General features: G+C 50.7%; 11 protein-coding genes. 5 read left to right on the top strand and 6 right to left on the bottom strand.

Annotated elements, in window-relative coordinates:
* Positions 1-166 precede the first annotated feature (166 nt).
* On the bottom strand, positions 167-1,156 hold the full coding sequence (locus ACHAC9_RS23925) for a retron St85 family RNA-directed DNA polymerase (RefSeq protein ID WP_435764213.1): 990 nt from the start codon (positions 1,154-1,156) through the stop codon (positions 167-169).
* Complete coding sequence (locus ACHAC9_RS23920) at positions 1,153-2,046, bottom strand: retron St85 family effector protein (RefSeq protein WP_435764216.1); 894 nt, start codon at positions 2,044-2,046, stop codon at positions 1,153-1,155. The genes ACHAC9_RS23925 and ACHAC9_RS23920 overlap by 4 nt, the downstream gene beginning before the upstream one ends.
* A gap of 365 nt (positions 2,047-2,411) precedes the next feature.
* Between ACHAC9_RS23920 and ACHAC9_RS23915 the strand changes: the two genes are divergently transcribed.
* Positions 2,412-2,564: a hypothetical protein gene (locus ACHAC9_RS23915; RefSeq protein ID WP_435764211.1), complete on the top strand. Its 153-nt coding sequence runs from the start codon at positions 2,412-2,414 to the stop codon at positions 2,562-2,564.
* 331 nt (positions 2,565-2,895) lie between these two features.
* On the opposite strand, the gene ACHAC9_RS23910 is transcribed toward ACHAC9_RS23915, so the two are convergent.
* Positions 2,896-3,213 carry an H-NS histone family protein gene (locus ACHAC9_RS23910; RefSeq protein ID WP_435764210.1) on the bottom strand — a complete coding sequence of 106 codons (318 nt, stop codon included), beginning with the start codon at positions 3,211-3,213 and terminating at the stop codon, positions 2,896-2,898.
* Between the two features lie 1,595 nt (positions 3,214-4,808).
* Here ACHAC9_RS23910 and ACHAC9_RS23905 point away from each other — a divergent pair.
* From ACHAC9_RS23905 to ACHAC9_RS23895, 3 genes are all read left to right on the top strand, one after another.
* A complete protein-coding gene (locus ACHAC9_RS23905; protein WP_435764208.1) occupies positions 4,809-6,056 on the top strand; it encodes a hypothetical protein in 1,248 nt (415 codons plus the stop codon).
* Positions 6,057-6,867: 811 nt separating this feature from the next.
* Positions 6,868-7,518 (top strand): TerB family tellurite resistance protein, encoded by a 651-nt coding sequence (locus ACHAC9_RS23900; protein WP_435764206.1) that lies wholly within the window; start codon positions 6,868-6,870, stop codon positions 7,516-7,518.
* 5 nt (positions 7,519-7,523) lie between these two features.
* Positions 7,524-9,149 carry a hypothetical protein gene (locus tag ACHAC9_RS23895; protein ID WP_435764203.1) on the top strand — a complete coding sequence of 542 codons (1,626 nt, stop codon included), beginning with the start codon at positions 7,524-7,526 and terminating at the stop codon, positions 9,147-9,149.
* Between the two features lie 472 nt (positions 9,150-9,621).
* On the opposite strand, the gene ACHAC9_RS23890 is transcribed toward ACHAC9_RS23895, so the two are convergent.
* The 3 genes from ACHAC9_RS23890 to ACHAC9_RS23880 form a co-directional block, all read right to left on the bottom strand.
* Complete coding sequence (locus ACHAC9_RS23890; protein ID WP_435764202.1) at positions 9,622-9,993, bottom strand: hypothetical protein; 372 nt, start codon at positions 9,991-9,993, stop codon at positions 9,622-9,624.
* Between the two features lie 369 nt (positions 9,994-10,362).
* Positions 10,363-11,379, bottom strand: a complete 1,017-nt coding sequence (locus tag ACHAC9_RS23885) for a tyrosine-type recombinase/integrase (RefSeq protein WP_435764199.1) — start codon at positions 11,377-11,379, stop codon at positions 10,363-10,365.
* Between the two features lie 596 nt (positions 11,380-11,975).
* The gene (locus tag ACHAC9_RS23880) at positions 11,976-12,746 is read right to left on the bottom strand and encodes a hypothetical protein (protein WP_435764196.1); all 771 of its coding nucleotides are present in this window, start codon (positions 12,744-12,746) and stop codon (positions 11,976-11,978) included.
* 188 nt (positions 12,747-12,934) lie between these two features.
* On the opposite strand from ACHAC9_RS23880, the gene ACHAC9_RS23875 reads away from it, so the two are divergent.
* Positions 12,935-13,273, top strand: a 339-nt coding sequence (locus ACHAC9_RS23875) for a hypothetical protein (protein WP_435764193.1), incomplete at its 3' end; no start/stop codon positions are given.

The raw sequence follows: 13,273 nt of genomic DNA, 5'->3' as shown, positions 1-13,273 counted from the left end.
TCTGCTCTACCATTGAGCTACACCCGCATCGCCTGCATTCTACGCGGCTTCTAGCGTGTTTGACAACTCTTTATGGCGGCAGGTGTGATGGAAAATGGGATACCCGCACGCTCCGCAGTGTGATGGCTGAAAATGAACCTTGCCATTGCAACATTAAATTCTTTCTTCAGGCCACTTTCGATAATTTTTCGAAGAACGTCGCCAGGGAAATGTCGTTGTTTTTACGGAATCTGAATATTTTCTCAAGCACGTCATTTCCGTATTTCTTGTTCATGCTCAGAACGAAAAGGGGCTCAACATCCCTTGCAAACGCGAGCAACCCCTGCAGGCGCGAACTTTCTTCTTCTGACAATGATTTGTGAGAGAATGAATTTATAAGAGAACTAATCTCTCTCTTTCGCGATCGACCAAGAGAAACGTTTCCCTCATTATTTAGAATTAACCCCGTAACGCGACGCCGATGTTTTTTGGACAGAAAGGTTGTCTTATTCGCATTCAGTTCCAAACGCGGGTAAGAAATCTTTAAAAGCGATTCCTTAACAAATCCTTCTATTTTAGGCGACATACCCTTCGCGTTTGTCGAAAATGCTAGATCATCCGCATATCGCGAATAATCAATGCTGTTCTCTCGGCACCATTCTTCTACCAAATTATCGAACTCAAACATTACAGCGTTTGCCAACAGCGGTGAGCTTGGCGCGCCTATGCTAAGACATAGAGGGCTCAAATCTTTCGGCTGAAACGAAGAAATCGTTGCAATTCGGGCAATGTCGTTCTCTTCATATTTTTCGGACAAATGGGCTGAAAGAAGATGAATCAAATCCACACGTTTGATTGACGGGAAAAAATTCCTAAAATCCAGCTTAACTAGATAATTCGACTCTTTATGAATGCTCGCATTGTTCTTAATACTGGCCCCACTACGGTACGCTGTCGCGCACGGATGAATCGGGAGCTTAGAATATACGTTATCTAATAGCCAATTTTGAACTAGCTTAGTTTCTCGTGCAGGCTGAGCTATTGTTCGAAAGCCGCCGGTTCTCTTCGGTATTGGATATACCTTATAGGTGTACGGTGATCGGTAAAACAATCTTTCCAGAATATAAGGGTGCAGGCCAGTTGCTGCGTTCAGCTGCTTCAATAATACGCTGTTCATTTCAAGCTCCCCCCAGCAGCTTGTTGAATGGCGCGAAATCTGTTGCGCTGCTTCGCGTTGTTCTTATAAAATTCCAAACAATCTGATTGCGTTCGGATCACATCGTGCCGATTCTCGTCGTGGAACGAAACGCGCAAACGATGGTATTGGTGCCGTCCGATCATATAAAACGTTGCGTCGCCATATTTTTCTCTTTTAATAAGACGAAACCGCTCAAGCAAAAACAACTTTCGTTTTAACTCATCTTTGACAATTGGAATTTTTAACTCGGCCATATAATTTAATATCTCTGTCTCTTTCAGTGCGTGAAAAAGAGATATTAGTTCGCAAACTAAAGTTAGTTTGTGAGAATTCGACCTAAATTCGAACACCAGTGATTTAGGTATCGTGTCTAAATCTTCCTGAAGATCGGATATGACATCCGTTACGAGTTCGTCTGTGATCAACGCAGGTGTGCGAGTGGGCCACGGGTAGGTACGCACCGCTGACTCGGAATTCTCACTAATGAACCGTAAGATTCCTAAGTTGATGAATGAGTTTACCTCTACCGGCGCCTCGTAATCACGCGACTTTATGGCAACAATCTTGCTATTAAGTTCAGGGAGCTGGGAGAAGGCGCTTAGCTCAGCAATCGCGCCAGCACTCTCTAAAATCACGACCACTAAGGAACAGATCCCAGCAAGCTCTTGTTCGAAATCCATTAGATTTCGAAATAGACCATCAGCATGCCAGTCGGTGATTTCCTCTGGTCGGTAGGTTTCGTACGCGGTGTCGCTACGAATTATTGCATGTCGTAGCGAGCAAGTTGGAGGATCCGGGTCTTCAGGGCGGTCTTTTAGCGCCACTTTCCCCCCACACAAAAGTACTATGTGGTCGTCCATGAATACCACTCGGGAATTTCCGAGATTAATACGATTCAAGAAAACTAAACGGGGATCGTCTAAAGCGACATTCACAAATATTCTTCACCTAGAAAAGCCGCAGCGGAAATTTGCGGACCGGAACGAGCCTGCGACTGGAGGGCTGCGAATTTTCGCTGCGGCTCAAGTCCAAGCAATTTGATAGAGTCTGGCTAAGCGCCCGACTAAGTTACCTACTCACAGAGAGGTCACTTTATTCGCGTGAAGAATACGCTAATCTTGATGAAAATGTTGCGCCTTGTCAAGTGCAATTTACGCAATTATACGGATTCGATGTCGTAGGCAGAAGAGTGTTGCGCTGAGATCAATGAGAGGCCGCCACACGTAAAAGAAAGTTGTTTTCGGAAGAGTTCAAGCGCGAGGCAGTCAAGCTGGTAGGCCAGCTAGGCGCTACAGGCGGCTATTGCGGGGATCTTGGAATTAGCGCCAAGTTGCTGGGACGCTGGCACTTACGGCTCACCATGCGTGGTGCGAGACCTTATCGATAAAAGCTTTTCATGCAGCAAAAACTGCGTAGCTCGCTGATGAAAGCAGCTAGAATCAAGGTCCGTCCCAAGCTGCGCCGTACACCAGGAAGGCTCGATTCGCCAGCAGAAAGATCTAGTAGTTAGAAACCTTCTTAACCATTCGGGAGAAGCTGCACTCTACGAAACGATCTGCCGTCTGTTTCCTCAACATGTAATGGACATACGATGTCGACGGCTAAATTGCCGCTATGTCTCAGATACACGTCGACTGCGCGTAGATGGGCGGACAACTGCTTCTGACCGATTGCAGACTAAACTAAGCTGTCTGCAATCGAATCATGTGAACATCCAATTATGCTCGTGCTTCCTCGACAGCCTTCCCAGTCGCGATCCACGCTTTAATCCATGCTGGCTGTCTTCCACGACCACTCCATTGCTGAGTAGGGTCCTCAGGGTTGCGATACTTAACCTCGAGGGTGTTTTGCTTTGGCAATTTAGGGGCCTTTATGGCGAGAAGCGCTGTCTCTGAGATTCCGGCACTTCGCGCGATGTGAAGGATTTGCTCACGTGCGTTGCGGATGCTGAGGAAATGCTTGGTTTTTAACTCGTCGATTACTTGTACTTCTAGAGCACGAAGTTGCTTGATCGAATACTTAGATAGGTCTTGCATTTTTACCTAGATGATTGCTGTGAAGAGACAGTACCCTAGCATAACAGACGGTCTGGCGCCCGCTCAGCATCCTGGCATCCGAGAGCTCATGTTAGGCGGACCGCAGGCGGACATTGGGCCGCTTCGTGCAATAGGCCCGTAAAGTTTCATTTTTGCGCGGGTGATACTGCTTTACGGCTATGGCTGCAACCGACTTAGGCTGTGTAAAAACGCAAATCGCGCAGCCAACTTGCGATGCCCGACCCTCGAGAACCCTCGCTATGGCGTTTTCTCGACGTTGGGAATGGTAAAGCGACCCCTGAAAACATCGCGATTTCGCGTTTTTACACAGCCTGGACCCGAAGCAGACTGTTGCAATTTGCCATTGGGACTATGCAGACACACGGGACCGCGCCTGTCGATATCACGATGCCGGGCAAACGCGTCATGGCACCCAAGTCTTACCAGCAGCTCGCCGAACTGCAGGGGGCGTGCTGCTGTGCTGGACCGACTTACCCGGCTTGGCTTACCCGGCTTGGCTTACCCATTGCGGTGCAACGTCACAAATTTACTTGATAGCGTCAGCTCGGCCTTCGCTTAATTTACTTAACAAAGCCAAACTGCCAGCTTGTGGAGCTGAAGTGCTATTATGTAAATAACCTACCTCTTGGAAATATAAATTATGACTTTAACAATAAAAATAAAGCGTCTGTTGTCGGTGTCTCTCTTTGTCAGCGTACCTTCATTGGGGACAGCCGCCCCAGTGAAGATTGAGTTCATTATCGGCACAGCCTCTGTCTATGAGTACACCACGGGCCAGTACGGTCCCACAGCAATACTTAACAGGAGAGCTTCCTTAACGTTCGATATTGACGACCTTACGTCGATTACCGACTATGGATCGACAACCATTTCCCAGTTTGGTTGGAGCACCACATGGGATTCACCTGTTACGAGTTTGATTCCGCGTAATCCATTTACGGGTGTCTACGGCGGAATACCTATGTCGTACACTTTTCCTAATGTATCCGATTACCCATCAACCTTCATTGAGGAAGCTGCATCGCAAGGCAATTCGTACAGCGTGCGGGATGGAATTAGTTCGACATACCATATTGAGCTGCGAGCCACAACGCGATCAGCGGCACGCAATGGCGACGGCACTTCTGATTACGCATTCACCCGCCAAGGTCTTCTGGATTATTACAGGTCGTTTGTTGTATCTGCCGCTCCAGTTTATTTTAATGAATCGTACTCGACCTACAGCTTTGTCAACGGGGTACCGGTTTACTCTGAAGGGGCTTCTTGGGCCTCATACACGACGAGAATTACAAGTGTATCTGAGGTTCCAAATTCGATTCCTGAACCGATAAGCTCGGCATTGTTCGCACTTGGCCTCGTATCAATCGGACTTTCACAGCGGTCTGTTCGCAAAGGTAGCTGAAGCACTCTGCCTGGTAATTCTGGAGGCATGACAGACGCTGCGAAAATGGCTGACCAATATAAATCACAACAACAAATAAGGAGTGCTACGTGCAATCATCTTCGGGAGTCACTGTCTTCAGCGTAGAACGCTTTGGCGTAGCAATGTGTCAACCCGTCTTAGTAATTAGCGCATGAGTGCCTTCGCATCCCCCATTTTGGTGGGCCAGGATGGCTCGGCGGAAGCCCTGGAACGCCTGTCACTGGGCGGCGGAGTCGGTCAGTACAGTGAACAGTGGCTGCAGGACCTTTTGTTTCGCAACCCTGGTGCCCTGCCCATCCATGAACTTGATCCTCATGCCCGTGATTTGATACCAGTGTGCATGGAGTTGGTAACCGGCGCCGGCCCTGCCGACATTCTGTATGTCACCCGGACTGGCAAGATCGTTCTCGTTGAAACCAAACTTTGGCGTAACGCCGAGGCGAGGCGTGAAGTAGTAGCGCAGATTCTCGACTATGCAAAGGAACTTGCTGACTGGACCTACGAGGACTTGAGCCGCGCCGCGGCGACAGCTACCGGACGCGGCCCAAGCTATCTGCTAGAGGTAGCTCGCGCTGCTCATCCTGACCTCGACGAAGCCGTTTTTGTTGACGGCATCAACAGGAGCCTTGGTACTGGAGACTTCCTGTTGATCATCGCAGGCGATGGTATCCGCTCACGGGCCGAAGCCCTGGTGAGTTTTATCGACCGCTTTGCACACCTGCGTTTCGGCCTCGCGCTGATCGAGGTGGCGACCTACCGCTGCCCTGGTGGAGCGATCCTGTTGCAGCCGCGGGTATTGGCAAAAACCGAGCTTCTCGTGCGCCACGTGCTCGTCGGCGCCGAAAGGATTGCAGTGCGTGAAGCGCCCGAGATTGACAGCGAGACCCAGCCTCCGAATCCCAGCCAGCGTACACGTGCAGCGGCCGATGCCCAGTGGTGTGAACAGTTCTGGACCGAATACGTGGATGTATTGCGCTTAGACGACATGAAGCAGCCACCTACGAGGCCGTCACGGTCGACCAACACTACGCTGTACATGCCTCCAGGAGGCGGCATGTCGTGGATAAGCGTTTATGTTGCACGCGCAGCCGGGCAAGCTGGTGTGTTTCTCACGTTTAGCAGGAATTTTGCCTCTGCTGCACGTTGGTACGAGCACTTGGAAGAGCAACGAGAGCAGATCGACACGGAACTGCCGGGTCTGTCGTGGCAGCGAGATGCAGATGGCAAGATCTGGATCGAATCGCCTGCAGTGCGTTATGAGAGCCTCGACGCTTCTGACCAGCGACGGGCTGTGATCGCCCACCTGGTGTTGTACACGAATGCGATGGTTAACGTCTTCAGGCACCGCCTGGAAGCTCTGCAACGACTAGAAGAAGACGGCGTTTTGGGTGCGGTTTGAGATAGCTGCCAGCAGCGGATGGCTCCTTTACCTCGCTACTAGACGTCTGCGCAGGTTTGCTCTCGGCCCAGTCTGGGTAAAAACACTTGCGCGACGCTGATGTCATTGAACTCGGGCCTCTAAAACGACTGCTATGGCGTTTCATGAGGCTAGGAATGGTAAACCGACCCCTGAAAACACTACGATCACGCGTTTTACACAGCCTAGCCAGAAGCAGTCATTGCCCATGCGAATCTGCACCGGCCGCGTTACCAGCAATCGTTCTACAAGCACACTCTTCAAGCCTTGTGGGAGACAACATACATGCCAACCGAAAATCTGTGCCCGAGGCGCCTGTCGCGCCAATGGGCTGTTTCGATATATCAAAGTCGCTAATCGCGTTGACACAACGGTTAATAACGCTTTTGAAGCCTTACCAGGCGCTGCCATGCAGGAGTGTCCGGCGGCCGTTGTTGGTGCCGATGTACCATCGAAGCCATATGGCCAGGCACTCCCGTCAGCCAGACGGGGTGGGGTGAAGATGGCTTTGCACAGCTGCGCATTCAAGATCCTGTCGCCGTTGAGCGCTTGCTCCATACGACCAAGTCTCACGCAGTTTAGTCCCCACGTTCAAATGCGACTGTAGGCAACACAGTTGTAGCCCAGGAGTGTGTCGGCGAGCCGGTTGGTACACGCGAACAGCTCACCGAGTTTTTCCGATTTAGGTTAACATTGGATAGTTTCCACAAGGCAAATATGCTCTAGAATGTGATGTCTGTTGTGGTTAGCGCCGACGCTCCCGACGAACTCACACACTAAACTAGGGAAAAAGATGGGATTTTTTAAATGTCTTGCATACGTAGCCGGCGGCGTGGGCGCAATTGTCCTTGCACCTGTAACTGGTGGCAGCTCACTTGCACTCGCGATTGGTGCTATGGGAACGACGACCGCCGCTGGAGCTGCAATCGGTGCCGGGCTTGGCGCCGCTGCAGCGGCCGCTGATCACGCATCCAGCTCTAAAGACAAAGCCTATAAGCAAGGTGTCACTGAGGGAAGCAAAGCAGGGGAGCGTGCCGCACAACAGAAATACGAAGCAAAAATAGCAGCCCTGGCGGAACGCTTGCAAAGCTATCAGGATTTCGACAAGAAGCTGGTGGCGATGTATGCGATTGGACTGGCCGTGGCAAACGCCGATGGTTTCATCTGTGAAGAAGAGCGTAGCGAACTGGATCAATTCGTGGCAGGTTGTATGAGCGGCCATTTGCCGGAAAAAGTCACAGAGCGCATCGAGAAGTTAACCGCGAAGCCACCAACCCTGCCACAAGCCCTTCAATATGCCAAACGTGCCTCGCTGCCGAAGAAAGATATCGATGACATCATCGACATCATCGCGCATGCCGATGGGAGCGTTAATACGCACGAGCAGCAGTTCATCGCCAGGTGGAAAGCCTCGGCGACCGACTATCAAAGCAGCCTGGCCTGATCATCATGAAACCATCACGCGCCGAACTGCACCGGAAACAAAAAGAGAGACTCGAGACGCTACGGGAAGCCCGTAGTGAGGCTGCGCCTTACTGCGTCCGGACTGACGTGACCGACGCCAGCGACGATTCCCCAATCGCACACAGTGTATTAGCACAGTTCATGGACGAGGATGCTGCGGAGCGCGCGGCATTACGGGCGCCTGTGGCCGTGTCCACACGGGAGGCCGGTGCGCTGCTGGACGAATTGCGCGCACGCTGGGACGCGGAGCGCATGAATCAGTTGCTGGGGGATTGTCGGCAATCGGTGCTGCGTGGAATTGCTGGCCCTTTTGGGCTAGGTCATGTCGTCGCCGCCGCGGACAAGGTTGGCGGCAATGTCACGACCGTGCACAACGCAAAGCAGGACATTTACGCGCGCAGCAAGGACGAATTCAGGCGAGCGGACTACGTCGGCAAAGCGTACAAAGAAGCGCGAGATAAGTATGCGGACGCCAAGATCATCCCGAACTCGCAAATGGTCATGGATGAGTACTCGGGCGAACTGCTGGACTACTCTCAAGTGGACTGCGACCATATCAAGTCAGTCAAGGGATACCACCAGGATGGTGGCTTTATGCAGGACAAACAGCAGAAGGAAGGGTTTGGAGCCGATCCCGACAACTTCGCGATGACGTCAAATAGCGGCAACCGATCCAAGCAGGACAAGGAATTCGAGGAATGGCACGACAGCGACGCTACAGATGGCAGCGGCCGCACCAATAAAGAACGCCACAGCCACGACAATCGGCGCGTCAAGCCGGCCATTCGGCGTAGTGAAGATACCGTCAAGAGGCATGCGCCGAAGTTAGGCGACAAGGTCGCATATTACGGCGAGCGTGCTGCAGTTACTGGCTCGAGGGAAGCCGCAGGAATGGGCTTGCAGCAATCGATCGGCCTGCTGTTAACGGAATTCCTGACTGCAAGTTTCGATGAGATTCTGGACGTGTACAAGCGCGGTATGCGTGGGGATACCCAAAGCGCCAGTTTCTTCGAAGCCTTAAAAAGTCGGCTGGCACGTATCGCGAAGCGCGTGGCGACAAAATGGAAGGACACCCTCGTTGCGTTTAAGGATGGCGCCATTAGCGGCTTCCTCAGTAACCTCGTTACCATGTTGATCAACATGCTCGTCACGACCGGTAAGCGCGTGGTGCGTGTCATCCGGGAAGGCTTCATGGCAATTCTCTCGGCATTGAAGCTTGCCTTGTTCCCGCCCAAAGGCATGACGCGCGCGCAAGCAGGCGACGCTGCGCTCAAGCTTCTGGCTACCGGCTTGATCACGTCCCTGGGCATCATGGCCGAAGAAGTGGCGGAAAAAGCAATCTCGGCCTTCTTCGCAACGCATCTCCCCATACTTGCTCCGGTTGCTGGACCGGTGGCCGCCGTACTGGTAGCAACCATGACCGGCATCTCCAGTGCTTTGCTTGTGTACTGGCTGGAACGCCTCGACGTGTTTGGCGTGCGCAAAAAGAGGGAGCATACGGTAGTCCTAGAGGAGTTGGACCGTGAGATCGCGGATGGAGACAAGCGAATTGCCGATATGTACGATGCTGTGATGAACGACGCGGACTTTAAGCTGCTAAATTTGGCGTGAATCGTAGCAGGCATCCAACCTTGGTCTCGAGCGTCTCGATCGCGTCAAGGCTGATTCTTATGAAAAGATCGCTTAACGAAAGCGATAACAATCGTTTAAATCGTGTCAACAGCGCCTAGAATCGTTTCAAAATCATCCCGACGCGTCGACGCCCGGTGATCGATGAAAATGCGTTAGAAACGTTTCTAAGTAGTTTTCGAAGTCCTCCGATGCGATACTAAACCACCCGTTGCTTAATGGCAAATCACGAGCGAGTTTTTTCAGCAATTCGGAATTTGTCAGCGCTGCACACAACGGCCACGATCGCTATTTATTTCTCCCAACTACAACCACCCCAAATCCACCAAGGCGCGAGCATCATGGCCCGCCTCAGTACCTGTCCCTGGAAATACAGAAGAATAGTCGCTGCCCAACATCCTAAACCAATCAACTAGCGCAACCCTTACCTGCCTATTAATAAAAATAAAGGCGTTTATTGCATGTTCAGATGCGCTACGCAAGAAGCCAACGTATATCCTCGAAACCAAGCGCCTTCGAAACGCATGGTCCCATCTGGATTTTCGAAAAATGCTTCGACCTTAAGATACAGCGGATCTTGTATATTATAGGGTACGTCGATGTATATCTCGCCGCGATACCGAGCATCTCCGAAGCTACTGGGCGAACTACTGCATTCCCAATGCGGAATGTTATTGTGGGCAAGCCAATTTATAATTTCAGTCCGCGATTGGTTCGCACGGCAATCTAAGTCATGATTAAAATTTGGATGGTGAAACTCAACAAAGATTACATCGTGCTGCTGTTGACAGGCAATTTCGTCGATATGGTGAAGTAGTTTGGGCATGATTGCTCCGTTTGTCGTTTGAAATATTTATGACGAAAACTGAGCTAACGGCACAGGGTGCAGCGAATTTCAATGTATAGCTGAATTTCTCATTCGGGCTTTAGACCGTTCGACCTTGCGGCCACACACGATTGTCGTTTGCTCCCAATCCTAGCGAAAACGATTTAACCCTCACCTGTAAAATACATCTCTGCGGCAGCTGTTTATTCGAAGAACGGTAGGTAATGCAAAACAACAAGCTACGCATGGGTTGCGCATGCCTGGCATCGTTGTCGGCAAATCGTTGAGCCGGCTTGTCGTGCAAATCTGGTCCATTTCAGCGAATGGCGCTGGCTGTCCGCTTCATGTTCTTCTCTTGACCTCGGTAGCTTACCCGTGCAAAGCGTTGATAATTCCCACCGCCTTTCTACTCGCATCGTTGGGAGCCAAGTGTGCGTATCGCTGCGTCATCTTTGGATCGCTGTGTCCCAGCAGCACTGACACTTCGAAGAGGCTGACGCCGTTCTTGACCAGCTTACTGGCATACGAGTGACGCAACGTGTGCATAGTGACCTTGCCACCCTTTTCCTTCACCACATCGGGGTCATTCACGCCTGCACGATCCATCGCCTTCTTGATGCCTTGCGCCGCGTAGCCGCGTGCCGAGCCCGATTTGTTCTCAAAAATGTAGCGTGCATCCGGGCGGGACTCAGCCCGACGACGTGCCACCACTTCGCGCAAGCGATCAGTCATGAACAACACATCTTCATTGTTGACCTTGCTGCGGTAGATGTTTAACGTCCCGGCATCCAAGTTTACTGCCGTCCACGGAAGGTTCGCAGCTTCAGAATAACGACAACCGGTATCGAGAAGCATGATTACCAGGTCGTAGTTGTCTTGAAGATTGCGTTGCATTTCCGGGTTGCGATTCTCAGGCATTTTAACGCCGCTTCTCGCCGATTTCGGATCGAGCTCACGCAGTAGTGCCGCTTCGTCGTTGGAATCGAGATACCGCAGGCGATATGATGTTTTCAGCTGAGGAAACACAACGTCGCGATTCGTTTTGTAACCCAGCCGTTGCATCTCGCGCAGCGTAGAACTGATCAGCCCGATCTCATGCTTGATTGTGGCAGGCTTGTCACCCTCAGCCTTCCGCTTCGCTACCAGTCGCTCGATGTGCTTGGTCTGGATCTCATGCAGGAACAGGCCCAGCGGTAGTCCATAGCAGGGATTTTCTTTTTTGCTCTTGGGATCGCGTTTACTACCGAACATTTTGCGCGAGATCGATTCCATGCCACGGTAGTACGAGTACTTCTTACGTGGCTCAAGGTACTTAATTAAGGCATCGCGCAGAGAAATTTCCTCAGCCTCCCCAAGATAAGTTTCACTGTGTATCTTGTTGCGCATTTCGCGCTCCACCTGAAGCGCTTTCGTTTTATTTGCTGTACCTGTGCTGCCAACGTATTTCTTATTTTGTGACTGAAATGCGTAATACCAATTACTACTGTTATCTCTCTTATGCAACCCCATCTTCTTCTCCGCTGAATTAATATAGACAACTACATCATCAGCTATTTATACTTACACTTCAACAGAGAAAGAATCCCCCTATAATCCAACAACGAAAACTTGACCGATCTAGATAGCTCACAAAAGTTTTACCACAGAAACGCCTTAGAAGCGTTACAAATAGGGCGCCGAGGGGTAAGCATCGGTCCGGTTTGTAACTCGGTAGAACCGCTCTAATTCAGTTTGGTTAAAATCTGATGACGCCACAACGGCCACAAGATAGATATAGTTATTAAAATAACAATAACTTGCCTTTTCAGACGGCCATTATGATGCCCAAAGACAATGTTTTTACTCCACCGTAGGTGACTCCTCTATCTGGCGTGCCCTGCTGGTGGTCAGCGGAGCAGCTCCATGGTTATACAAGGCTGGATGTGACCGCTACGCTACCTGTGAGCATCTACAGATCCGCCCACGAGGAGTTAGCCGTTTGCTCAGGCGACCTTAAAAACATTGGTCACCGCATTCTCTATCTGCTTTTCTGCTTGCCTGCGCAGCTTACCAACGAGTGTCGCCATCTGATTACGCTTGTGCTCTCCAAATTTTCCCTTTTCATCAGAATTTGTGATGAAACGCAGACCATCCGGCAGTTTTCCATCTTTTGCAAGTTCCTCGCCTAATTTCCAATCCGGCCATTCAGAATTTGCTTGAGCCGTATCATAAATCAGCAGTCTTTTCTTTAATTTTTCCAGTTGTGGGTATCCTGCAAACCGGTATTTTGCTTCGCTTTCAAATACAGGTCGCCCGGCCTCGCTGTCAGGAAACCTCTCGTCTAGCAACATTGAAAACTGATGTTTTATTTCCTTCTTTGAAAGTGCTCTACGTCCAAACCGGATAGGGATTGCGACAACCATAGTATCTTGTAAATTAACTTCCGCCAGTTGAGAAGCAGTCTCAATTTCCCCCAGATCGTCACGAACGTGAGGCTCTCTGAACAAGCTATCACCGTACTCGAAAAACCATTTTTCGAAATCGTCAGTCCTGACATCTCCCCAATCTGCGTAAACCGCCGCGTACCCCCCAGTGCCCCCCCGTTCACAACAAGCTTTGTAACCTTCGTGCCGCTTCAAATACATGAACCACCAGTAGTACGGACTGGTTTCCGGCTTGGCGTCCTCGCCATACACATCTGGATAGCCATAAAGATACGGCGACGGGCCTTCGTTGAGTTCGCGATCTACAAGGTTAAACGGTTCTGCTGCCACTTTAATTCTCCAAATAATTCGTGACTGCCTTTGCGATTCGATCGCGCCGACAATGCATGGGTCGAGACAAATTTCAGACGTCGTAAAGACAGGACGATCTCTCCAACACAGGAGTTGAATAATGACATTTTTTGCTGCACTAACGCAACAACAACCATTTGCTCGATGAGCAACCCTAGAGGAAAAGCATGAACCAATTTGCAACTATCGAACTCACCGGCACCGATGTGGATAATCAACACCACATCGACGGTGAAAACAGCAACGTACTCGATGAGGCCATCCAAGCAATGACGGGTGTCAACGGCAACTCAATTGCTGCAAATCCTGCGCAGGTGTCGACCGTACAAGCACCTCTCATGCAAGAAGTAGCCGCAGCGGCTTCAAAGAAGTCTCAGCGTCGTGAGTTGTTCAGCTTGCTCGCAACCGCGTTTAGCGACATTGAGGCGAAGGCCAGCGCTGTGATCAACGCAAAACATCAGGACAAATACGAGGGATCGTTTGAAGTTCACTTCGACATGCCTAGC

The sequence above is a fragment of the Massilia sp. CMS3.1 genome, assembly GCF_051262535.1.
In the GTDB taxonomy this organism is placed as follows: Bacteria; Pseudomonadota; Gammaproteobacteria; order Burkholderiales; family Burkholderiaceae_D; genus Telluria.
Note: the sequence above shows the minus strand (reverse complement) of the source record. Positions and strands in the feature narration are given on the sequence as shown.